Annotated in this window: 26 protein-coding genes; 18 read left to right on the top strand and 8 right to left on the bottom strand. The window is 38.5% G+C overall.

The window, feature by feature from the left end; genetic code table 11:
• Nucleotides 1-390 precede the first annotated feature (390 nt).
• Genes HF078_RS09075 through HF078_RS09065 form a run of 3 tightly spaced genes read left to right on the top strand, consistent with a single transcriptional unit; the run spans nt 391 to nt 3,455 of the window.
• Complete coding sequence (locus HF078_RS09075; RefSeq protein WP_346775329.1) at nt 391-951, top strand: RNA polymerase sigma factor; 561 nt, start codon at nt 391-393, stop codon at nt 949-951.
• Nucleotides 923-1,261, top strand: coding sequence for a hypothetical protein (locus tag HF078_RS09070; RefSeq protein WP_169290847.1), 339 nt, complete (start codon nt 923-925; stop codon nt 1,259-1,261). Before HF078_RS09075 ends, HF078_RS09070 begins: the two co-directional genes overlap by 29 nt.
• Complete coding sequence (locus tag HF078_RS09065) at nt 1,239-3,455, top strand: hypothetical protein (protein WP_169290846.1); 2,217 nt, start codon at nt 1,239-1,241, stop codon at nt 3,453-3,455. Before HF078_RS09070 ends, HF078_RS09065 begins: the two co-directional genes overlap by 23 nt.
• A 54-nt stretch (nt 3,456-3,509) precedes the next feature.
• On the opposite strand, the gene HF078_RS09060 is transcribed toward HF078_RS09065, so the two are convergent.
• Complete coding sequence (locus HF078_RS09060) at nt 3,510-4,664, bottom strand: aminotransferase A (RefSeq protein WP_169290845.1); 1,155 nt, start codon at nt 4,662-4,664, stop codon at nt 3,510-3,512.
• Nucleotides 4,665-5,012: 348 nt separating this feature from the next.
• Between HF078_RS09060 and HF078_RS09055 the strand changes: the two genes are divergently transcribed.
• Complete coding sequence (locus HF078_RS09055; protein WP_060666815.1) at nt 5,013-5,234, top strand: hypothetical protein; 222 nt, start codon at nt 5,013-5,015, stop codon at nt 5,232-5,234.
• Nucleotides 5,235-5,261: 27 nt separating this feature from the next.
• On the opposite strand, the gene HF078_RS09050 is transcribed toward HF078_RS09055, so the two are convergent.
• Nucleotides 5,262-5,498, bottom strand: coding sequence for an IDEAL domain-containing protein (locus HF078_RS09050; protein WP_169290844.1), 237 nt, complete (start codon nt 5,496-5,498; stop codon nt 5,262-5,264).
• Between the two features lie 426 nt (nt 5,499-5,924).
• Here HF078_RS09050 and HF078_RS09045 point away from each other — a divergent pair, with 426 nt between their 5' ends.
• Nucleotides 5,925-7,220, top strand: a complete 1,296-nt coding sequence (locus tag HF078_RS09045) for an NCS2 family permease (RefSeq protein WP_169290843.1) — start codon at nt 5,925-5,927, stop codon at nt 7,218-7,220.
• Between the two features lie 49 nt (nt 7,221-7,269).
• Here the strand turns inward: HF078_RS09045 and HF078_RS09040 are convergent, their stop codons facing one another.
• A complete protein-coding gene (locus HF078_RS09040; protein WP_205831569.1) occupies nt 7,270-7,818 on the bottom strand; it encodes a PadR family transcriptional regulator in 549 nt (182 codons plus the stop codon).
• 282 nt (nt 7,819-8,100) lie between these two features.
• Here HF078_RS09040 and HF078_RS09035 point away from each other — a divergent pair, with 282 nt between their 5' ends.
• A complete protein-coding gene (locus tag HF078_RS09035; protein ID WP_169290842.1) occupies nt 8,101-9,360 on the top strand; it encodes an ATP-binding protein in 1,260 nt (419 codons plus the stop codon).
• Nucleotides 9,361-9,415: 55 nt separating this feature from the next.
• Here HF078_RS09035 and HF078_RS09030 read toward each other — a convergent pair whose 3' ends face one another.
• The gene (locus HF078_RS09030; RefSeq protein ID WP_169290841.1) at nt 9,416-9,838 is read right to left on the bottom strand and encodes a hypothetical protein; all 423 of its coding nucleotides are present in this window, start codon (nt 9,836-9,838) and stop codon (nt 9,416-9,418) included.
• Nucleotides 9,839-10,056: 218 nt separating this feature from the next.
• On the opposite strand from HF078_RS09030, the gene HF078_RS09025 reads away from it, so the two are divergent.
• From HF078_RS09025 to HF078_RS09005, 5 genes are all read left to right on the top strand, one after another.
• The gene (locus HF078_RS09025) at nt 10,057-11,385 is read left to right on the top strand and encodes an MFS transporter (RefSeq protein WP_240951708.1); all 1,329 of its coding nucleotides are present in this window, start codon (nt 10,057-10,059) and stop codon (nt 11,383-11,385) included.
• Between the two features lie 209 nt (nt 11,386-11,594).
• Nucleotides 11,595-12,041 (top strand): TlpA family protein disulfide reductase, encoded by a 447-nt coding sequence (locus HF078_RS09020; protein WP_169290840.1) that lies wholly within the window; start codon nt 11,595-11,597, stop codon nt 12,039-12,041.
• Nucleotides 12,042-12,170: 129 nt separating this feature from the next.
• On the top strand, nt 12,171-12,599 hold the full coding sequence (locus HF078_RS09015; RefSeq protein WP_169290839.1) for an Hsp20/alpha crystallin family protein: 429 nt from the start codon (nt 12,171-12,173) through the stop codon (nt 12,597-12,599).
• Nucleotides 12,600-12,847: 248 nt separating this feature from the next.
• Nucleotides 12,848-13,255: a spore germination protein GerPC gene (locus HF078_RS09010; RefSeq protein ID WP_169290838.1), complete on the top strand. Its 408-nt coding sequence runs from the start codon at nt 12,848-12,850 to the stop codon at nt 13,253-13,255.
• The gene (locus HF078_RS09005; protein WP_169290837.1) at nt 13,255-13,551 is read left to right on the top strand and encodes a hypothetical protein; all 297 of its coding nucleotides are present in this window, start codon (nt 13,255-13,257) and stop codon (nt 13,549-13,551) included. The genes HF078_RS09010 and HF078_RS09005 overlap by 1 nt, the downstream gene beginning before the upstream one ends.
• Here the strand turns inward: HF078_RS09005 and HF078_RS09000 are convergent.
• Together HF078_RS09000 and HF078_RS08995 are read right to left on the bottom strand one after the other, a co-directional pair.
• Entirely contained in the window at nt 13,548-13,790 is a 243-nt protein-coding gene (locus HF078_RS09000; protein ID WP_169290836.1) for a hypothetical protein, read from the bottom strand. The two genes, HF078_RS09005 and HF078_RS09000, sit on opposite strands and share 4 nt — an antisense overlap.
• Nucleotides 13,791-13,803: 13 nt before the next feature.
• Nucleotides 13,804-14,049: a hypothetical protein gene (locus tag HF078_RS08995; RefSeq protein ID WP_169290835.1), complete on the bottom strand. Its 246-nt coding sequence runs from the start codon at nt 14,047-14,049 to the stop codon at nt 13,804-13,806.
• A 230-nt stretch (nt 14,050-14,279) separates the two neighbouring features.
• Here HF078_RS08995 and HF078_RS08990 point away from each other — a divergent pair, with 230 nt between their 5' ends.
• The 6 genes from HF078_RS08990 to HF078_RS08965 all read left to right on the top strand — a co-directional run bounded on the left by HF078_RS08990 (nt 14,280) and on the right by HF078_RS08965 (nt 21,379).
• Nucleotides 14,280-15,482 carry an amidohydrolase gene (locus HF078_RS08990; RefSeq protein ID WP_169290834.1) on the top strand — a complete coding sequence of 401 codons (1,203 nt, stop codon included), beginning with the start codon at nt 14,280-14,282 and terminating at the stop codon, nt 15,480-15,482.
• A 12-nt stretch (nt 15,483-15,494) separates the two neighbouring features.
• Nucleotides 15,495-16,799 carry an amidohydrolase gene (locus HF078_RS08985; RefSeq protein WP_346775328.1) on the top strand — a complete coding sequence of 435 codons (1,305 nt, stop codon included), beginning with the start codon at nt 15,495-15,497 and terminating at the stop codon, nt 16,797-16,799.
• A 42-nt stretch (nt 16,800-16,841) separates the two neighbouring features.
• Nucleotides 16,842-18,152: a helix-turn-helix domain-containing protein gene (locus HF078_RS08980; RefSeq protein ID WP_169290833.1), complete on the top strand. Its 1,311-nt coding sequence runs from the start codon at nt 16,842-16,844 to the stop codon at nt 18,150-18,152.
• 163 nt (nt 18,153-18,315) lie between these two features.
• Nucleotides 18,316-19,848 carry an AbgT family transporter gene (locus tag HF078_RS08975; RefSeq protein ID WP_205831568.1) on the top strand — a complete coding sequence of 511 codons (1,533 nt, stop codon included), beginning with the start codon at nt 18,316-18,318 and terminating at the stop codon, nt 19,846-19,848.
• 97 nt (nt 19,849-19,945) lie between these two features.
• Nucleotides 19,946-20,212: an HPr family phosphocarrier protein gene (locus HF078_RS08970; RefSeq protein ID WP_169290832.1), complete on the top strand. Its 267-nt coding sequence runs from the start codon at nt 19,946-19,948 to the stop codon at nt 20,210-20,212.
• Nucleotides 20,213-20,389: 177 nt separating this feature from the next.
• Nucleotides 20,390-21,379, top strand: a complete 990-nt coding sequence (locus tag HF078_RS08965; protein ID WP_169290831.1) for an acyltransferase family protein — start codon at nt 20,390-20,392, stop codon at nt 21,377-21,379.
• A gap of 463 nt (nt 21,380-21,842) precedes the next feature.
• On the opposite strand, the gene HF078_RS08960 is transcribed toward HF078_RS08965, so the two are convergent.
• A complete protein-coding gene (locus HF078_RS08960) occupies nt 21,843-22,295 on the bottom strand; it encodes a VOC family protein (RefSeq protein ID WP_169290830.1) in 453 nt (150 codons plus the stop codon).
• A 147-nt stretch (nt 22,296-22,442) separates the two neighbouring features.
• Nucleotides 22,443-22,724: a hypothetical protein gene (locus HF078_RS08955; protein ID WP_169290829.1), complete on the bottom strand. Its 282-nt coding sequence runs from the start codon at nt 22,722-22,724 to the stop codon at nt 22,443-22,445.
• Nucleotides 22,725-22,821: 97 nt separating this feature from the next.
• On the opposite strand from HF078_RS08955, the gene HF078_RS08950 reads away from it, so the two are divergent.
• Nucleotides 22,822-23,268, top strand: coding sequence for an NUDIX domain-containing protein (locus tag HF078_RS08950; protein WP_169290828.1), 447 nt, complete (start codon nt 22,822-22,824; stop codon nt 23,266-23,268).
• The last annotated feature ends 281 nt before the right edge of the window (nt 23,269-23,549 follow it).

Below are 23,549 nucleotides of genomic sequence, written 5' to 3'. Positions count from 1 at the left end.
AACAATTAAGCTACAATATTGCCTGTCCCTTTATAGGGGATGGGTTTTTCTTTTTAAAAGGTTCTGTTTAAGTATACTATTGTTGATTGGAACAATAGGAGAAGACTTCTGAGGGAGATAGCGTTTTGTGGAGACCGCGGGAGGCGCTTTTCCGAGGAGACTCCCCAAATGCCCCTAGGAAAGCGAGGCCTTGTGCATAAATCAACAGCGAGGTGCTTAACAAAAAATTATCTTAATAAAAAATCCCCCACAGACCCTCCATCTTTATGCTACGGTAATATATATATACCAAAAAACATTTTTTGCAAAAAGTTGAAACTATTTCTAAAGACCTTGCATCTAAAGTATAGACCTTAAAAGAAAATGGGGGGTGAGCATGATTTGCACCTAGTGAAACGTTTGATAAATAAAGAAGAATCAGCATTAAAAGAATTGATGACTCTTTATGGAGACTATCTATTAAGGACTGCCTACTTACTGGTAAAAGATAATCACCTTGCTGAAGAAGTTGTGCAGGACACCTTTATCACCGCCTATGAAAAGATTCATCAATTAGATGAGGAAGAAAAACTGAAAAGCTGGCTCACCTCCATTACGGTCAACCGATGCAAAATGCACATGCGTAAGTGGAGCTTTAAGCGCATCCTCCTAAATTTTGAATTTGCTGAACGGATTACGGAAGACGATCAAGCAGAAGGTCCCGAGGCAATGCTATTAATAGATTTTCAAAATCAATCCTTAAGTCAGTTGATACAAAAGTTGGATTATAAGTACAGAGAAGTGATCATTCTTTATTATTTCAATGAGATGAAAATAAGCGAAATTGCAATGATGTTAGCTATTGCAGAAAGTACAGTGAAGACAAGGTTGAAACGAGGACGTTCCCGTTTAAAAGAAATGATGGAGAAAGGGGAGGATGGAAGTGCAACACAAAGAAAAACAAGCGGTTAGAGAAAAACTTGACCATGAATTAAAGGACTTCCATTTTACAAGGTGTGAAAAAGTATTACAGAAAACTCATCCAAAAAGTTTCACAGAAAAACTTTCATCCTTCTGGAATAAGGAAATTGAAATACCCATTCTTCCAGTCGTTGTGGCCACAGTGTTAATTCTTTCAACCATTTCGCTAAGGGATGATAGGGATAACGAGGTCATCACTACACAGGCAGATCGTGAAATAATCCAGATAGCAGGGTACACCTATTGGAAGGATGACTATGAAAGAGTGGTGAAGGAGCATGAAAATAAAAATAAAAATTAAACACATAGTGTTGTCAGTAGCTGCACTTATATTATTTCTGCCAATATTCTTCTATTTAATACAACCTCAGTACAGCATATTCATGGTCAAACAACAAATGGCAAACGGGGAGCAATTGGGAAAAGAGAGAGTAATAGACCTGCTTGAAAATGGAAACATTTTTAAAGAGCAAAGGTTCGCTCTTATCAGGGAGTTTTTTATAGGAGACGTCTACACTCTTCAATATGATGTATATGTTGGATCTACCTCGACATATTGGTCAGACCCAAACCAAGCAAAAGTAAAGTTTTCTATAGAAGAACGCCTACCTTATTTGTTGGAATACGTTGAAGAAGGACCTACTGACGGATACATGGAGTCAGCGGCGAAGGAACTAGCAGATTATTACAGCCAGCTAGGGAAATGGCAAAAAGGCGATGAAGTTCTTCAAACTGCATTAGACAGGGGATTTAAAACGTATTTCAGATCAGATTTAGCAACAAAACAAATCGACTTGGCGGTTCAGAACGAGCAATATGAGGTGGCCTTAACGTATATAAAAGAATTCAACGCTATTGTTTCTGAAGACGACACCTACTCAAAAACAATAGCAGTTAAGTCCCATGCAGATATTCTCATTAGTCAAGGTGAGCATGACAAAGTAATTGCGCTAGTGGAAAAGACTTTGGAAGATATCAGGCGGGTGAAAAAGGAAAGGGAAGATCGGGACAAAGAAGTTTATTCAGAAGAGAAGCAACTCATAGAGATAATGGACAGGATACAAAACGGTCAACATTCTTTCCAGTCGGTACGAGGAAAAATATACAAATCTAATGGAGAAACACCAATTCAAGGTGTGGGAGTATTCCTTCGTGATAAAAACAATTTGAATTATAGCATTGGTTCAGAAGAACAATACCATGCAGTTACAAATAAAAACGGAGAATACATTTTCCAAAATGTCCCACCAGGTAGTTATCAGCTGCATTTTGGGTTTACCTTTGATCAAATAGATGGCTATGCAGTTTCCATGCCATCAAATCCTTGGATTGAAGTGGAGAATGAGAATGTTGTGGCAAATGACTCCATGATTCATCCATTAATAGAAATATACAATCCTGTAAATTCTAAAGAAATAATAGAAGATAAGATCCAGTTTTCATGGGAACCAGTCGATGGAGCCGCATACTACAGTATCAGTGTCGGCAGGGAGGTGGAAGGTGGTTCTGTTTCACATGGATTAAAGAGTGGAATCAAAACTACACAGCTAACTGTGCCAGTAGAAGACCTTTATTTCTCGCAAGGAGGCATTCAGTTTTTGGAAGAAAGTGATTGGAAAGGGATTGATTACTCATCTGTGCTTGGTTTTGCCGATCCTAGGGGACGTTTCTTTTGGAATGTTCAGGCCCATAATGAAAAAGGAGATTTGATTACCCAAAGCCAAGGTTATCGGTTAGGAGAAGACACGTTTGGGAACCTGCCGACATTTTATTTGAAGAATAGAGAATTGACCAAAGCTGATAGAGTGTTGTTGAAAAATAAACCGGAAGAAGCATTGGAATTGTATAAGCAAAATTATGAGAATAATCCAGATGATCTGCATAGTTTGCTGATGATTAGCAAAATCATCGGTGTTGAAGCGGTAATGATGAACAAACCATCAAATGAGCTAGCAATTCCCTACCTAGAGGAATTAGCACGAAGATCGCCTAATGAAATATTATTCCTTGATATCCTCCAATACTACTTAGAAAAAGAGGATTGGCAATCCTATGAGGAATGGTATGAGAAGTTTGGGGATATTAAGGGAGATATACTAAACGAGTATATAGAGGGAAATCGCGCCGTAGCGCTATTAAAACAAGGAAAGTATGAAGAGGCAAGATTACAATTTCAATTGGTGATGAAGCAAGGCTATCGACATGAATACATCAGTGAGTGGATTGCATTAGAACTGTTTTTAGGTGAGTCTTTGGAAAAAGTTTCAGAATTGGCGAGAGAACATCCAGAGCAGGGCATCTATGATGAGAGGATGGATTGGGAGATTTTGTTGAAAAACCTCAAAACGGAAGAGGAACAGTTTGACGGATATATAAGAGAAGTCCAAAAAGTGATGGGGTGGGTTATACAAGAAGAAAATAAAAGATTGGAAGAATGGTTGAATAGCACAAGTAAGGATGAATTGAAAAGATTTGTGAATGAGTTGAGGAAATAGAAAGAAAAAAGGAACGACTTTGGTGAAGAGAGTCGTTCCTTTTCCATTTGTGTCTTACAAGTCTTTCAAAAAACGTTCTATACGGTCCATGGCTTTTTCAAGCGTTGGCATGTCGTACGCGTAGGAAAGTCTTACATATCCTTCTCCTAGTTCGGAAAATGCACTGCCTGGTACAAGAGCAACTCCAGTTTCTTCTACAAGTTTCAACGCAAAGTCAAATGACTTCATATTATATTTCTTTATAGAGGGGAAAAGGTAAAACGCGCCAGCAGGTTTCACTACTTCAAGCCCCATATTCAATAGGCGATCATAAACATAGTTCATTCTTTCTTGATACTGTACTTTCATATCCTCTGCATCATTAATCCCTGCTGTTAATGCTTGCAATGCGGCGTATTGGGAGATGGAGCTTGCGCATGAAACATTGTACTGATGCACTTTTAACATCTGTTTCATGACAAATTCGGGTCCAAAAACAAGCCCTATTCTCCAACCTGTCATAGAGTGGGATTTTGATACACCATTAATGACGATAGTTTTTTCTCTCATGCCAGGCAAAGTGGCAATGGAATGATGGTTGCCCTCAAAAACAAGTTCACTATATATTTCATCGGACAAAATAAAGATATTTTTTTCTTGCAATAGCGCTGCAATCTTCTGCAATTCTGCTTGGGATATTGCTGCTCCTGTCGGGTTTGATGGATAAGGGAGAATAATACAACGTGTTTTTTTCGTTAAATTCCTTTCTATTAGCTCTGCTGTTAATTGAAAACCCGTTTCTCTGGTATCAATATGTACAGGGGTTGCACCGCATAATTTGATGAGTGGCTCATAGCCTGGATAGACTGGTCCAGGGAGGATAACCTCTGTGCCTGCTTCTAATATCGTACGAAAAGCAATGTCAATTCCTTGGCTTGCACCGATGGAAACAATCACCTCTGAGTCAGGGTCATATTCCATGTTATATTTCTTTTTAACAAAATCAGCTGCAGCCTTCCTGAGTTCGGGAATGCCAGCGTTAGGTGTGTAGACGGTTTTATTCAGTTCAATGGCAGCTTTCCCAGCTTCTTTTACATGTATGGGTGTTGGAAAGTCGGGTTGCCCAATTGTAAGAGAAAGTACATCATCATATTTTGCTACAAGGTTGAAAAACTTACGGATACCTGAAATCTCAATATCCTGGACATGTGAGTTGATAAGATGTTCCATTTATATAGCCCCTTTATATATTCAAGCTTTTTAAGTTAGTGTAACCGACTTTTTTCCCCTTGTCCAAGAGATTCTTGTGGGGTAAAACTATAGGTATGAAGAGGGATTCCTTGATACCTAGAGAGAGAAGGGAAACGTTTGTTTGGTCATTGGCGTACGAGGGAAGTCCTATAAAAATAAGAAGCTAGTAGGATAGGAAAAAACTTACATAAGGTTTATAATTATTATAAACACAGAATATTCACATAATTTTAGTTGCCGACTCCATTGCCTTCGGTTGCGCTCCTTTCACCTTTGATCTACTGGGATTTGGTGTCTGTTGGATTCCGTCTGAAAGGGGATCGTGTAATGGATATTGTGCTACAGATTTGGTTAACGTTGTTGGAAAAGTATGCAGAGGAGTTGTTTTTTCAGGATTCAACATCAGGGGTCTTTTCGTTTATGATTATTGGGGTGCTCGCTTACTTGTACAAGCAGGAAAAGGAGACAAAGAAAAAGTGTTCCTGCTGTCATACAGAAGCGAAAACAGAAGAGAAAAAGCTCCCCGAAAAGCAAGAAGAAGCGGAATGACTTTCCGCTTCTTTTTCTTTTGATCTTTTACTGTAAGTGTGAGAATTGATTTAATAAGGTATTATATTCGTTGGATAAGTTTTGGAATTTTTGACGGTTACCATCACCTAATGCTTGATCTATTTCGTTCATCAGCCTGTTTTTATGAAATTGAAAGACAGAAGAGTCAACGATGATTTGAGCGACTTTCTCCTCTCTGGTCATATCAAAGCTTTTGAAATTGGAAACAGATTGTTCAGGTTGAAAAGAAAAATGCTTATTCATAATTTCTACCCCCTGTGCGGAATTTTGGAATGCGTAATTACGGGTGAATCATGAAAAGGATGTGAAAGTATGGTTCTTCATCCTTTTTCCTATTATCTGATATTTTGTCCTGTTTGTGAAGTAATTTTTTAGAAAATTTAGATATATCAGAAAAAATAGTGGAAACTTTGTAAATGAGTGACAGAAGATTTATTTTAGTTTGGTTACTTATTTTTGAATATACCCAACTTTGTGATGGTGAAAACAAGTGGAGAGTATTTATCTAAAAAAGTCGAATTAAGGGAAGTTAATTGTATAGATATTTGTGATTCGGAAAAATTATTATTTATTGCACAAAAATTTTCGATTATCTCTTGAATTATCAATAGAAAACGAATATTATTAGTAAGGTTTCAATAATACATTCGTTTTTGGGGGATTTTCAAGTTGGAAAACTATTTTGATTTTAAGAAGTTTAATACATCAATTAAACAAGAGGTTTTAGCGGGAATTACAACTTTCCTTACAATGGTTTATATAATTTTTGTCAACCCTGCCATTCTATCAGCGGCAGGTATTCCGTTTGATCAAGTGTTTATGGCAACGATTATCGCTGCTGTGATAGGCACGTTAACAATGGGACTATATGCAAAGTATCCAATTGCGGTTGCTCCAGGGATGGGCCTTAATGCATATTTCACAAGTGTTGTAGCTACGCAGGGGCTTACTTACCAAGCGGTGTTGGGAACTGTATTTTTAGCAGGGCTTGTTATCATTGTTTTGAGTTTGACTAATTTAAGAAAGGCGCTAATTGAAGCAATTCCTGCGCCGTTGAAATATGGAATTACAGCGGGAATAGGCTTATTCATTGCGTTTCTTGGTTTGAAAATGGCAGGTATTGTAGTACCAAGTGAAGCAACGATGATTACACTTGGAGATCTCACAAGTCCTGTTACGGCGCTTTCTATCGGTGGGCTGTTCATCACACTCATTCTTATGGCCAAGAGGGTATCTGGAGCTCTGTTTTATGGAATGGTTTTAACGGCAGTTGCAGGCTATTTCTTTAATATGCTTTCCTTTACTGGCATTGTGGATATGCCTCCTGCACCACAATTCATCCATATTGGAGATGCACTAAGTGGAGTAGTTACAAACGGTTTATATACGGTTGTATTTGCATTCATTCTGGTTACTATTTTTGATTCTACTGGTACGCTTGTGGGAGTTTCAGAACAGGCAGGATTTATGAAGGATGGCAAATTGGCAAGAACGAAACCTGCAACACTTTCTGATGCAATTGCAACGACAGCTGGTGCGGCGCTTGGAACAAGTCCTTCATGTGCTTATATCGAATCTTCTGCAGGGGTTGCCGCAGGCGGTAGAACAGGTTTGACATCTGTTGTGGTGGCTGGTTTGTTTCTTTTGTCCATGTTCTTTTCCCCGGCAATTTCGGCTGTTTCAAGTTTACCCGCTATCACTGCGCCGATATTAATTATTGTCGGATGCTTCATGATGGAGGGATTGGCAAAAATACAATGGGGAAATTTTGATGAAGCGTTCCCTGCTTTCGCCATCATCTTGACGATGCCATTGACTTCAAGCATCGCTACAGGAATTGCTGTTGGATTTATTACGTATCCAATCATGAAAGCTGTAAATGGAAAGTGGAAAGATGTTCATCCACTCATTTACGTATTTGCAGTTATCTTCTTAATCCAAATGATCTTATTTCCGGCACATTAAAGGATATAAAAACGACGCACCCATCTTATTCATGCGGGTGCGTTGTTTTTTATTTTTCTGCTTGAGTAAATAATCCTTCTTCTGCATCTTTCTGCAATCCTTGTAGCCATTTTAATTCAACTTGACAGAGTGCATGGGCATTTTCCATGATAGCTTGTGACCCTTTAGGGGCGTGGACACCAAATTTTTTATACACTCTTTCAAGCATTTCAAGTTGCATTTTGGTATGAGAAATCCTCTCTGAAAGGGCTTCACTAATCAGGCTTGCATCTCCAAGATGAATAAAAGCTAGTGCGGTGTACATTGGATGAAAGTGCGTACTTTCCGCTTGTAGTTGTTTTTTCAGTAATTGTTGAAAAGCTTCTTTTCCAGCAGGGGTAATGCTATATATGGTCTTATCAGGACGTGTCTGATCTGTTACCACTTGTTTTACTTTAATTAGCTTTTTATTGAGCAACTGCTCCACAGCATAATAAAGGGATCCCTTTGCCATTTTGATATATTGTTCCATATTACGTTCATGCATCACTTGTTGGATTTCATAGGGATGCTTGTCTCCTTCCATAAGAAGACCCAGTATTACAAGTTTTATTGCCAAAATTCGTTCACACCTTTGTCAGGAAAGAGTGGTTTGCTTTTTATTATAAAGCAAAGAAGGGATAGTGGGTACTAATAGTGGGTTTTACAAAGTATTCCAATTGTTTAAAATCCGACTATTCAGGTGAGTATTAAGAAAAAAGTCGTGTGCTTCTAGACGAACTCTTTCAATAAGCCTATAATGTATGAGATGCAGAAATATAAATTTTTACACTTTACCCATTAAATTGAGTGGTTTGGGTAATGTAAGTAATGTTGTTATTAATTGGAGGATTTGTTGTGAATGATTTATCTAATAAAACCATTAATTGTTAATATAACCATCATCTTTTCTCTAATGTTCAATGCAAATCTATTTTTTCCCTTCAGTAAAAGAAAACCCATTAATTTTAATAAGCAAACTATTCTAGGGCTGTTCAGTGCATTTTCCGCAACGCTTTGTATGCTATATCCCATTGAAACACTTGAAGACACCAACTTTGACTTTAGGATGATACCTATCCTTATTGTTACTTTATATGGGGGATGGTATCCAGGTTTACTTTGTACGGCTATCGTGGTAATGCTCAGATACTTAATTGGTGGAGAATATGTTTACATTGGTATCGCTGTTTCCATTCTGGCATTTGGAGTGGGAATATTATTCCAATCCGGCTTTCTCGGAAGTAAAAATAAAGTGATGTATGGAGTAATCACTATCTCATTTTATTATTTGGTATATATTTTCATCCTGTTTAGTACCGTATCTTTTTTGGATATTAATTTTTACTTGGTTTATTTTCTTTCATTCGGTCTCACTTTTACAGCTTTAATTTATACAATAGAGAAGTTAATCATTGCTAATAAGCAGTTTGATGAGACATTGTATCTTGACAAACTTTCAACTGTCAGTCAAATGGCAGCAGCTTTTGCCCATGAAATTAGAAACCCCATCACAACGGTTAGAGGATTTATTCAGTTTATCAACTCCGACACTAAAGATGAAAATCTAAAGCAATTTGCTCCACTGATACTTGATGAATTGGACCGGACCAATAAGATCATTACAAATTATTTGACAGTAGCACGTCCAACAAACTTCACATTAACTTATATCGATGTTAATAAAGCTCTTCAAGACTCAGTTGAATTGCTTAGACCTTTCGGATCATACCGGAATGTTTCCATTGACCTTAATTTACAAGGAGAACATTATATCTATAGTGATGAACAACATTTAAAACAGGCGTTGATGAACATCATTAAAAACGGAATTGAGGCAGTGGAAGAGGAGCAAGGGGGGTATGTTAGAATACTGAAGAAACCCGCAGATGAAAAAGGGCTGGTTGAAATTACATTCATTGATAATGGAATAGGGATGAGCGAGGAGCAGTTAGGAAAACTCGGATTACCCTATTATACGACCAAAACAAAGGGAACTGGATTAGGCAGCATGATAACGAACAGGTTGATTCATGAAATGAAAGGTAAAATTCATTATGAAAGCAAGGTTCATAGTGGAACAAAAGTCACTGTGGTATTGCCAACTATTGGAAAAAAATAACTATGTAAATAAGAAGGCTGAGGTTGATGGTAATTTATCAACTCCAGCCTCTTTTTTATTTTTTCCAAAGAGATACTTCACCAGTTAATCGATTGACTTTGTACCATCCTCGTGATAATTTCTCAGGTTGGTTATTAAAATATACAAGATCTGATGCATGGAATAAATAATAATCCCCGTTGGTTCCTTCATAAGTTAAATTTGTACTATCATGCCTAGTGAGCTCCAAATATTCCATTACACTTGATTTTGCTTCTTGCTTAGAAATGTTAGCCTGGTTATTATTGTCTCTGGCGTTGTCTACGTTTATTAATACTTCATTACGAGAATCTCTGATTAACTCATCATTGGACATCAAGCCAGGTTGTTTTCTTTCTTCTGTTATAGTTGGACCTTTTACGTTTTCTTTTCCGTTTTGATTCGTACAAGCACATAAGAGTACGATTACTAATGGAATAAACATCGTTTTTCGTTTCAAGATAGTCACCTTCCTTATAATTCTCCATGTTCATTATTGATAGTATGAAGTAGGAAGAAAGATTTCATGCAAGTTAGCTCTTTTGGTGAAGGTGAGTAGCATATAATCGTTATTAGAGGCGTGGAGTAAATATTTCGTAAAAGATACAGAAGAAAGCAGGAGTGTAGGGTTTATTAGAGAATAGTCTTCCTATAACATTAAAGATGGAGGAAAAATCAATGGCAAATATGGAACCAAAAATGGAACAAAGAAGCATACAAGAAAAACCAAGATCTCCCTGGGCCCTCTATTTTTCATTGCCTATTATTTCTTGGGCTCTTTACGACTTTGCCAATACTATTTTTTCATCCAATATCATCACGATTTTTTTCCCTTTTTATCTACAGGAAGTGATCGGGACAAATGAAAGAATGGATCAAATTGCAAGTACATTTCTTTCGTACGCAAATGCAACTGCTAGCTTTTTCCTGGTTTTGTTTTCCCCGTTATTCGGTGTAATGATTGACCGAACAGGCAAAAGGAAAAAGTTTATCATTCCTTTTACCTTAATCGCCGTTTTTTCTACCATCTTCATGGGAGTCTTTGCATCCCTTCAAACTTCCCAAACTATATTCGGATTGCCAATCAGTTTTGTTTTGGTGCTTTTGCTATTTGTGGTAGCTAAATTTTTCTTCCATTCCTCGCTCATTTTCTATGACACGATGCTTCCAGACCTGGGAACTAAAAAAGAACTGCCATTAATATCAGGATTTGGAATTGCCGTTGGGTATTTGGGGACATTACTTGGACTTACTGTATACCTATACGTAGGGGATAGTGATTTTCATCGTGCTTTCATCCCGACCGGAGTATTATTTCTTTTATTCTCCTTGCCTTTGTTTTTTATTTTTAAAGAAAAGCCGAAAGAAGTACAAGAGAAAAAATCATTTTTCAGCGGTTATAAAGAAATATATCAGACGTTTAAAGAAATGCGCCTGTATCGTCCTGTATTTCTCTTTATGATTGCTTATTTTTTCATCAATGACGCAATTGCAACAGCGATTGCGATGATGGCTATTTATGCTAGGGCTATCGGAGGCTTCTCGGCAACTGAATTTATCCTGCTTTATCTGGTCTCGACTGTTTCGAGTATAATTGGGTCGTTTATCTACGGATATATCTCAAGAAATATTGGCTCCAAGCTCGCCGTTGCATCTGTAGCGGGACTCTTAATAGTGGCATTATGTTTTGCTGTATTCGCCATTTCTCCTTGGATGCTTTGGCTTGCAGGAAGTTTGTTTGGAGTAGCACTTGGTGCAACATGGGTAACATCAAGAACGTTTATCATTGAGTTGACACCAGAAGGAAAAAGAGGACAGTTCTTTGGCCTTTTCGCCTTTTCCGGAAAAGTATCTTCCATTGTTGGACCTCTGCTGTATGGTACGATCACACTGATACTTGCAGGCTACGGAAACCTAGCAAGCCGAACAGCCCTAGGCTCCCTAATCGTCTTAGCCTTTATCGGCCTAATCATCACCTTAAAAGTACCATACAAAAAAGAAGCGTAAGACAGCAAATCAACAGCGGAAAAAAAACAAGTAACTAAAAAACCGGGCGTTTTTGCTCGGTTTTTCTTGTTTATAAGCAATTTAATTTAATTATCTATTGATAATAAGTATAATCTGGTTGACAGAAAATAATGATATGAATATAATATAAAACGTATTAAATAATAATAATTATAAAAAGATAACTCGTATAAAAAGGAGAAGGAAGAATGAAATTAAGAGAACAAATGCCTGAACTAACAGGAGCAACAGAATGGATCAACGAAGAAGTTACGATGGACGAGCTAGAAGGAAAAGCAACCCTTATCCACTTCTGGTCAGTTAGCTGCCATTTATGTAAAGAAGCCATGCCCGAAATAAATGAACTGCGTGACGAATATGACGACGACTTAAACGTAATTGCAGTACACATGCCACGTTCTGAAGATGACCTTGATAGTGGTGTGATACGTTCCATGGCAATGGGTCACGACATAACACAACCGATTTTTGTAGATAGTGAACACAAACTGACAGAAGCTTTTGAAAATAAATACGTACCAGCTTATTACGTATTTGACGAAGAAGGAAAACTTCGTCATTTCCAAGCAGGCGGAAGCGGAATGAAAATGCTAAAAAAACGAATTAACCGCGTTTTAGGCATAGAAGAAAAATAATATTGAGCAACCAACAGGTAAAGAGGAACCGTAAACATGGTTTCTCTTTTTTGTCCGAATAAAAGCAGGAACGTCCTACATATACATAGTTAAAGAATACTAAGGAGAATTCTGTTGGGGAGGAGGCTGATGAAAAAGAAGCATACAAACCCATGGGAAACAATGAATGATAAAATTGATGAAGTATTAGGAGATAAGTTTTGGAAAGACATGCTACCGGTTATCCCAAAGCGAGTCCCTCTTATCGATATATTGGAAACAGAAGACAAAGGACTAATAATAATGGAACTTCCCGGGTTGAAATCTACCGAAGACATACAAATCTCCGTTAAAAACAATCAGCTTTTTATTAAAGGAAATATTCCATATCCTTACCCCGTACCAAGAGAAAACCTACTCCAAGGAGAAAGGTTTTTTGGTGACTTTCAGCGAGTAGTTCAAATTCCCTTTTCATTCATGCCAGAAAAACTGACTGCACAATATAAGCAAGGATTATTGACACTCATGTTTCAGAAAAATGCACAAGATGTTTCAGTTGAAATAGATTTTATAGAATAATAGTACATTGAGAGGTGGAGGCAGGGTGAAATTTGAGGTGAAGGATTTCAAAGTGGATATTATGATGAATTCATCGTCTTTAAATAAAGGGAAAAACGTCAGTTGGAATACAAAGTCAACCCAGAACGAAAACCAAGGCTTCGGAATTATATCCGGCGAAAAAAACTCAATTCGGCAATCAAGTAATACTGTGAAAAGCCAAGGTAGCGGAAACGAACATACATCTTCCTAAATGGTTGTGATGATCCATGTCTAACAATGATGAGTTAGAAAAAAGAGTTCAAAACTTAGAAAAGAGAATAGAGCTCCTTACAACACTTGTTAATAAGATAGGTGATTCAAGGCGTCCGGATGTCCACTATCATATTCACACGCTGGAGATAGGGAACGCTCAAATAGATAAACTTGACTATCATCTCGAAAGCATCGCAATAGAACAGCTTAGCGGCACGCTGAATATCGGAAATAATTTTGACGCAAAAGATGTCACTTCCCCTCAGGAACCAACTTTTAAAAAGAAAGAACAAAAAAAAGAAGTCCCAATTTATCGACCTTTAAGAAAAAAGCATAAACAAAAAGAGGAAGATCAGCGCATAAGTGTTATAAGTAGTAAAAGTGGATTTTCTGTAAAAATAAATGGGATGGAGGAAACTTAATGTCTGATTATTCCCCTAATTTCTTTATAGGTAGCATACGGATTGGTGTGGTGGAAAGCGCCTCATGTATCAATATGGGCAATAACTATCCTTCACAGTTTCAAAGTCATAAAAAACATAACCAGGGAGTAGGAAACATTAGTGGTGATGAGAATGACATTCATGGAACAAAAAGCCAGGTTAGTGACTCTTCCTTTATTGATTTGTTTGAGCAATCAGATTCGCAAGAACTTCCTCAATGGCTTCAGAATGTGATAAAAGAAGAGGAAAAACAAGAGGGAGAAGAAACCGATTAACTATTAGAACTATCCTGAATGGGCATATCCACTATATCAGGATCGTGGACAATGTTAATGTTGGAATCAGAATGGTTATCTACTCCCGCAATTAAACCAAACCCCATATTCGCTTTTTGGTAGGATCTCCAGTTAGCCTGCATGTTTTCCCCTGTAAAAATACCAGAACAATTCATAATGGACATGACTTCTATTTTATCAAGTAGAATATGAATTTGCGACGAATGCTTTTTTTTCAAAAAAAGCCCTCCTTTAGAATTGTGCGGTCGGTTGTGGATTGTTGATTTCCGGATTGGCAATTGGAGTGTCGACACCGTCTGCATCAAATACTACATTACAAACGTTTGTAACTGCTACCGCTCCTATTTCAATTCCATTCCCCATGTTTAGTTTTCCTTGTGTAGTCCAATCAGGCTGGTTGTTCTGACCTGTGGCAACGGCAGAACTCTGGCTAATGCTGTTGACATTGATTTGATTGAAAATGATGGAAACTGGCAAAATGAACCCTCCAATCCATGGCCTCTTCAGACTTCTTTTATGTAGCGTATTCCTAGAAAATACAGAACGTGAAGAAAGAGTTTAATTAACAGAAAATAAAAAATGTTTGTTGAATTAAACAAGGAATATGGTAATATGTGATTACGGCATAATTATGGAATATTTCCTTTAATGCGAATCAATAGAAATCCAAACAAAGCTGACACAACTTGAAAGGAAGTGCTACATAGGTGTCTCATACAATACCGGCAGTAGAAGGAAAATTGCTTAAGAAGTTAATTGCATTCAGGAGAGACCTTCACCAGTTTCCTGAAGTCAGTGGTGAAGAGTACGAAACCTCTCAGAAAATCCAGGCAGAGTTGAGTAAACATGGCATCCTAATTAGAACAGGGTTTGCCAAGACAGGTGTCCTTGGAGTTATTAAAGGTGCAAAACCTGGTCCTATTGTTGCATTAAGAGCGGATATTGACGCCCTACCGATTACGGAAAAAACAGATTTGCCATTTACCTCTCAAAAGACAGGAAGTATGCATGCCTGTGGACATGATGCCCATACAACCATGCTTTTAGGAGCTGGAATTTTATTGAATGAATACAAAAATGAGTTATCTGGAACGGTTCTATTAGTCTTTCAACCTGCAGAAGAAGCCTCTCCAAATGGTGGCGCTAAACCGATGATGGATGATGGAGTGTTTGATGAATACGTGCCTGATGTAATTTTTGGCCAACATGTATGGCCGGATCTGCCTGTAGGCCAGATTGGGATTCGGTCTAAAGAAATGATGGGGGCAACCGACCGGTTCAAAGTTGTGATTAACGGTTCGGGCGGTCATGCGAGCATGCCACATCAAACAAATGATGCCATTATAGCTGCTAACCACGTGGTGACCATGTTACAAACCATCGTTAGCAGAAATGTAAATCCTATCGATGCAGCGGTGGTAACAGTCGGAAGAATAGAAGGCGGATACAGATATAATGTGATAGCCGATACAGTAACGTTAGAAGGTTCTATTCGCACCTATAAAGAAGAAACAAAAGCAAGAGTGAAACAAAGATTCCATGAAGTAGTGGACCATGCTGCAAAAGCAATGGGGACAACTGCTGAAATTGAATATATGGATGGATATGAAGCGACCATTAATACACCTGAGTGGGCTGAGGTCGTCAAAGAAACAGCGATGGATGTACTGGATTCTGAGGAGGCAACACCAACTGTGGACCCTTCACTTGGAGGGGAGGACTTTTCAAGATTCTTAAAACAGTATCCGGGTGCTTTCTTTTGGCTGGGCTCCGCCATAGAAGGAAGAGAAGTCCAAAAACCTCTCCATGACCCCAAATTCGAATTCAATGAAAAAGCTCTACCAATAGGTGTAAACATGCTCGTTAGGGTCACAATGAACGCTTTGGAAAAACTGCAAAAGAAAAATTAGGAGGCGAAGAAGGTGACTGTAGAGCTTTCTGATTATATAACAAGAATGTCGGATTCCTTGATTTCCTGGCGCAGACATTTTCACAAGTATCCCGAACTGGGGTGGACTGAATACGAGACAACCTACTTTATTGCAACGGAACTCGATAAGCTTGGATATACTCTATACACGGGTAAGGATGCTCTAGTCTCGGAAGAAAGAATGGGCGTTCCATCTTTTGATGACCGTCGTTATGTTGAAAATAGAGCTAACAAAAACGGGGTTCCTACAGAGTGGATATCTAAAATGGAGGGTGGCCATACTGGGCTTGTTGCAACCCTTGATACAGGAAAACCGGGAAAGCATATCGCGCTTCGTTTTGATATTGATGCCCTTCCTATATCGGAAAATAAAACGTCTTTAGAGGACCACTTTCCAACTTCAATACAATTTGCCTCATCATATTCAAACGTAATGCACGCATGTGGCCATGATGGACATGCAGCAATTGGACTTGGTGTAGCGACCTTTCTTGCAACCTATCAAGAAAAGTTATCAGGAACCTATACCCTGCTTTTTCAACCTGCTGAAGAGGGAAGCAGAGGGGCAAAAGCTATGGTGGCAAAAGGTTGGTTGGATGATGTAGATGTATTTTTAAGTGGGCATATTGGGATTACTCCGATGCCGATTGGAGAAGTGGTGGCATCTGCACATGGATTTCTAGCTACATCCAAACTAGATGTTTCATTCATCGGGAAGTCAGCACATGCAGGTGTAGAACCCCAAGAAGGAAGGAACGCCTTGCTCGCTGCTGCCTCCGCATCCTTACACCTACACGGTATCCCAAGGCACTCAGGCGGTGAAACGAGAATAAACGTTGGCCTGCTTGAAGCAGGTAGCGGTAGAAATGTCATCCCGGATCATGCGGCCATGTCATTGGAAACGCGTGGGGAAACAGGTATCCTCAATCAATATATGGAGGACGAAGCCACTAAAATCATTCAACATACCGCAGCTATCTATGGTGTGGACTGTGACATACGTCTAGTGGGTAAAGGAGTTGAAGCATCGTCAGAACAAGGATGGAAAGAGTTTTTAGAAGACGCAACCAAGAACAGCCAGCGTGTGAACAAGGTAATGGAGACTTTACCACTTAAAGCATCAGAGGATGCAGCATATATGCTCAACCATGTTAGAGAACGAGGAGGGAAGGCCACATATTTCATCTTTGGAACCCCCCTTGCTGCCGGCCATCATCATCCATTGTTTGATTATGATGAGAAGGTACTTGAAGTGGCACTTGACGTATATATCTCCTCTATTCTATCTTTATCCTAGAATAGAAAAGTGTGGTATTTCCGCTTTATATGAGGTGAAAAAGTGAAAGTTAAAATAGGAATTATCGGTCCAAGCGATTCAATTGAGAGAATTATGTTAGTAGGAAAAGAATTTAGGAATGTAGAAATGTTTTCTTTTCCTTATACAGCTTTAGAAGAAATTGAGCTAATAATCCATAACAACAAAGGGTCAGTCGACCAATGGATGTTTTCTGGTCAAGTGCCATTCACGTATACAATGTCACAAAACCTCCTGGAAAAAAATGAGGGTGGATTCGCTGAACTGTATGGTTCTAGCTTTCTAGGGACCTTATTAGAAGCTCAGATAAAAGAAAAGAAGATTCTTGAGACAGTGAGTCTTGATACCATCAGACAAGACAGAATTGAAATGAATAGGAACTTTTTCTCGCTTCAAGCAATCAACTTTCATTCCTATTCTTATGAGGGGATTGTACCTGTAGAAGACTTAGTTTCTTTTCATCAAGAGCTATATGAAAATAACAAAATAGAAGTAGCATTTACTTGTATCCAAGCCGTTTATAGAAAACTGAAGAAACTAAGCATCCCATGTTATCGTGTCATTCCTTCTGATCTTGCGATATTGTCTACATTAGAAATACTGATAGAACGCGCGCATTCATTGCGATACAGAAAATCCCAAATTGCCATTATCGGTATTGAAGTCATTCATACTAAAGCCTCCCTTGAAGAAATGCATTACTCTCATAAAATGAAAATTAAGGAGTTGGAATTAAAAAGATTAATGCTCCGATTCGCAGAAGAGGTGAATGGTTCATTTGTTCAATTTGGGGACGGGCTCTTTTTTCTCTTCACTACAAGAGGGCAGCTTGAGTGGCATATTGAAGAAGATTCGTTGCTACAATTGGTAGAAGATATCAATGTACAAAGTGGTCTGAAAGTAAGGTTAGGACTAGGGTTTGGAGAGACGGTACTTGCTGCAGAAGAAAATGTACGCCAGGCCTTTCACCATGCACGAGAAGAAGGGTCTTCCCCACTTGTCTGTGTTAATGAGGATAGGGAAGTCACTGAATTCTTTGGAACCACAGAAAAGTTTTCCTTTCAATCTCGCTCTATAGGGGTTGAATGGGAAGAAAAGTTGAAGGATCTTGCTATTAGCCCAACCATCGTTTCAAGAATAAAGTCATTGGCAAACTTCTATCAAAAAGATGTCGTAACATCACAAGATTTGGCGTCTTGGCTGAAAAGTACAGAAAGAAATGCACGTCGAATACTTACTGAACTGGAACGATCGGGGCTGATAAAAGTTTCCGGGGAAGAACAATCAGGACACCGCGGAAGACCAAGAAAAATATACAAGCTATCGTTTCTGTGAATAGGTGGGAAATCTTAGTTAGATTTCCCAGTTCTCAAAAACGAGTAAAATGACTGAAAATTTATATTATTATAAATGTAAAGAACGATGTGATTGTAAATAACCAAAAATTAGAATGATTTTCGGAACAAAAAAGGAACTATACCTAAAAGGAGTGAGGAAAATGAGTCAGTTACAAACACAGCAAGAGAAAACTACCTCGATGCTTGATAGATTTTTAGGAGGTGTCGAGCGGCTAGGGAATAAACTACCAGATCCTTTTATGCTATTTGTCTATTTATCTCTTTTTATCATTGGAGTCTCCTTTGCAGTCAATCAATTTGGAGTAACAGTTGAACATCCCGGAACTGGGGAAGAACTAGCCATAAAAAGTTTATTGTCGGGGGAAGGAATTGAATTCATCCTAACTTCCATGCTAACAAACTTCACAGGATTTGCTCCATTAGGTCTAGTGTTGGCAATGATGCTCGGAATAGGCCTTGCCGATAAGGTCGGGTTAATTGAAGCTGGTATCAAAAAAACCATTTTAAATGCACCAAGAGCCTTAATTACCTATGCAGTAGTTGGTACTGGTATTTTAGGGAACCTGGCGTCTGATGCCGCATTTGTTATTGTACCGCCACTTGCTGCGATGATTTTTTATACAGTAGGCAGGCATCCACTTGCAGGGCTTGCAGCAGGTTTTGCGGGTGTTGGTGCCGGGTTTACAGCCAATGTTATTGTTGCTGGTACCGATGCATTATTGTCAGGGATTGCGACAGAAGCCATTAAACCTTTTGACGAGTCGTTAATCGTCACACCTGTGGACAATTATTATTTTATGGTGATTTCTGTGTTTATCCTGGCAATAGTAGGTGCTTTAATAACAGAAAAAATTATTGAACCTCGTCTTGGAACATATACAGGAAAAGTCGACAAGGAACTAGAAGAGCCCAATCCTCTTGAAAGCAAAGGGTTAAGAAATGCGGTCTTGGCAGGATTCGCATATTTAGTACTTTTGGCAATTGGAGTATTTTGGCCTGACTCCATTTTAAGGAATGAAGACGGTGGTTTGGTTCCTTCTCTGTTTCTGACAGCGATTGTACCTATTACCCTATTCTTTTTTATTGTAGTAGGCGTTGCTTATGGAATAACCGTTGGAAAAATAAAAAATACTGCTGATGTGCCAAAATTGATGACAGAATCCATGAAGGACATGGCAGGATATATCGTTCTTATATTCGCTGCGGCGCAATTCATCGCATACTTTAACTGGTCTAACCTTGGAATTTGGATTGCTGTTAACGGAGCTGGATTCCTAGAGAGTATGAACTTGACAGGGATTCCTGGAATCATTGGATTTGTCATTCTTGCAGCAGTATTGAACTTGATTATTTTCAGTGGATCTGCACAATGGGCACTAATGGCTCCAATCTTTATTCCGATGTTTTGGATGCTAGATTATCATCCGGCGTTCATTCAGGCGGCTTTCCGTATTGCCGATTCATCCACGAATATCATTACCCCATTGAATCCATACATTATCGTCGTCTTAGCGTTTATGAAAGATTATGATAGAAAAGCAGGTCTTGGAACATTAATCGCCTTGATGTTGCCATACAGCCTAATATTCTTGGGTGTCTGGATTATCTTACTTGTTATTTTTGCGCTAGGTGGCATCCCGATTGGACCTGGTGTAGAGATGATGATTAAATAAGTTTCCTTTAGGCAAAAGTACTATTTTACGAAAATTATTCATGAAGTCATTCACCCTCACATACCATATATAAATTTGGTAATGTGGGGGATTTTTTATGGTATCCAAGCAAATAACAGTCTCACTTGAAAATGGACTTCATTCAAAACCAGCTCACTACTTTGTGGAAAAAGCAAGTAGTTTCGTTTCAGAAATATGCGTAGTAAGGCATAACAAGGTAATTGATGCTAAGAGTTTCCTCGGGTTAATGTCACTCGGTATCTCTAATGGAAGTGTTGTGACAGTAAAAGCGGAAGGGTCGGATGAAAAGGAAGCAGTAGAATGGCTGACTAGGTTTTTAAGAGGGGAAGATGTATTGTACTGATTGTGGCAGGTGGATGCAGGGGTCCATCTGTTTTTTTGTGGATGCTGAAAGGAAATTTTTTCATTCCTCCAACGGACAAGTTCATGTTATACTCTTCGAATGAATATATGTCCATGTTTATGTGGTGCATAAATGTGGGTAAATACCTTCGTATAACTGGAAATGGAGGAGAACACCATGAAAACTCGCGATTCCTTCTTTGATAATGCGAAGTTTATCTTGATTTTTCTTGTTGTATTTGGACATATCATTTCGCCGTATCGAGCAAATGATGAGTGGCTTGTGTCCATTTACCATTTTATCTTTATTTTTCATATGCCGGCCTTTATCCTTTTAGCCGGTCATTTCAGTACCAACTTTCATAAAAAAGGCTATTACGTAAAAATTATAACGAGATTATTAGTACCGTATTTAATTTTGCAGACTATCTATACGTTGTTTTACAGTCAGCTTTATGCTGATCCATCTATGACTTTGGAATACTTCACTCCGAGATGGGCAATGTGGTTCTTATTGAGTATGATTGCCTGGAAACTGATGTTGCCCCTGTTTGGGAAATTCAAAGCTCGCTACAGTATTCCTATTGCAATACTACTTGGTATCGTAATCGGTTTCGTTGATATTCCAGAAAGATTCTTAAGCTTAGATCGAACGTTTTATTTCTTCCCATTCTTTTTGATAGGGTATTATCTAACAAGAACAGACCTATTTGAGAAATTGAAAAATGGCGCATACCGTGTTCACGCTTCGGCGTTTCTTGTCGTGTTGTTTGCTGGTATTTATGTTTGGTTAGGCGGAATTGACGGAGCGAGTATTCTTTATGGAACTTACACGTTTTCTTCTTTAACTGATATGTTGATGCGTATCGGCATATATGCCGGCAGCATGCTTGTAACCATTGCATTCTTCGCATTGGTGCCTAAAGATAAATATATCTTTACCGGCATCGGAAGAAGATCGTTTTATGTATATATCCTTCACGGCTTTATCATCAAGTGGTTCTTTGAAACGAGCTTTGGCCAAGCAGTCAACTCACCAGCAGGATACATGTTGCTTCTGTTGTTGAGTATTCTGGTGACAGTGGTAACAGGGAATAAATATGTTGTAAAAGCTATTCAGACGCCTTTTGGGTATCTGAGAGAAAGTTTGTCTTTGAAGAATGGTTAATGATTGGAGCCGCTTTGGTAACCTTTATGGTTGTCGGGGCGGCTTTTTAGAATGGAGTAGTACATACGGGGCTGCTTTTTTGCGCTTTTTTTAAATAGTAATAAACTCATCAGGGCATGCAGGGTAAAGTTTTTAAAAAAATGTTGTTTTTTTAAGGAAAATAGATGCTTTATGGATGTGAAAAAATGGTTCGGACAATATTCTCCTTGCTTCGGTCATTTAAACCTTGAAAAACTGGAAGTTCGGTCAAATCGCTGTGATGTTCGGTCAACTTTTACCTGGGGTTCGGTCATTTAGATTTTTGGTTCGGCCAAATATCGGAAAACTTCGGACAAATTTTCAAAAACTTCGGTCAATAACGCGGAATCTTCGGTCAACTTTCAAAAATCTTCGGACATTTGCTATCGACGGCTTGAAAAATAACAAGCAAGTAACCTCAGCTTCCTACTCTGCCCAGTAGTAATTAGCCCAACTTTTCCCACTCGCTCAAATGTAAGACACCTAATTCTGGTTTGGGCTCTTGCTCAAGGAGAGCGAGGTACTCCAAGCTATTGCCGTCCGGATCTGAGAAATAATAGCAGGCAGCAGGCATCCATGCGTGGACAACGGGTTCACTTACGTCCAATCCAAAACTCGAGGAAAGCGCAATACCTTTTGCATGTAAAAATTGTGGTACACTTCTCAACTGCTCGAGAGTGACCTTGAAAGCAAAATGGGAGCGAACAAACTCATGTTTATTAACCTCCCAAACTCCAAGCATCTGCTGCTTCTTTTCTGCATCACCTAAAAAGAAAAATGCCACTCTCCTATCCTCTAAAAAGTAAGCAAGCTTCAATCCCAGGCTTTTGTAGAATGTAACCGCCGCTTCCAAATCAACCGTTTTCACATGCGTTTCATATAATTCCGTGCTCTTCATTGAAAGTAACCTCCTGATAATTAAGAATTACTTTTATTGTATTAGGAGTCTCTCAACCTGACCTCCGGAAAAAGTGCGAAGACCTCATACAACTTTAGACGGAAAAACACACAACCTTATGTGGTTATGTGCTTGGGTTACACTATTTTATGGAGTTTGTTTATCTAATTCTTTTGCCGTCATTTTGACAGTACGATAGTTGTTCACAACCCAGATCCCTAACAGCGATAGAACGGTGGACATCGTAATAATTGCGGGCAATAGGTCGGTAATTCTTGCAATCAGACTATAAAAGATCCCAAAACTGACCATTGTTAGAATGACACTGACAAAATGAACTTTTTTGTTCAGGTACGCCATTAATCCGCCACCTGAAAAAACAAGCATACCTAACAAGAATAGCGCAATCATTGGAAAAAGATATTCCATGTCTTGCATAACCTCCGTTATGATGGTTTCTGTTTCTTTATGTATAGTATATCATAAAAATGAGAAAAAATTCAGATAACGGTGAAGGAGGACGCTTATGAGAGTTAGACAAGCAGTTGGAGCAATTGTAACAATAGGCATGGAATACATATTAATACTAAAAACAAAAATTAATATGACAGATGGCAAAAAAGAAATCCAGGGTGAATGGGATTTTATCAAAGGCGGTGTGGAGAAAACAGATTCCACTCCTTGCGAGGCTGTACGGAGAGAACTGAAGGAAGAAACAGGGAAGGACAACTTTGTTGTTATAAAAGAATTTGAAGAAAAAATAAGCTTTAAATTTCCTCAAGACATTGCAGAAAGGATAGGATATCATTCCCAAGTGACAACCATGTTTCTTGTTGAGTATAAAGGGGATAGCAAAGATTGGTTGCCACAAGATGACGAGATAAGTGAGATTGGTATTTTCAAAAAAGAAGAGGTGCTTAGAAAGCTTGCCCACGAGGAAACAAGGGAATATTTTATTAAACATTGCTTATAATTACGATTGACAATTTTGAAAAGGGAAAATATACTAATAATGCAATACTATACGAGAAAAGGAAGGTACAAGGCGCGATGTGGAATTAATCTATTTCTTAGGAGTGAACTCATGTGATTGATAAAATGAGGAACCTGGAGAATTGGATTAGTCTGCCCATTTTTACCTGCCATAAGTATCTGTGTATAGTTGTTTCGCTATCCATTTTGGATTAGTGTTATTTTGTGATACTTACTTGTAGAATAGGCGTAGTTTGCATATGCAATCGACTTTTCTTTTAA

Source organism: Bacillus sp. RO2 (genome assembly GCF_012911845.1).
Lineage (GTDB): Bacteria > Bacillota > Bacilli > Bacillales > Bacillaceae_I > Sutcliffiella_A.
This window is presented reverse-complemented; position numbering and strand designations above follow the sequence as displayed.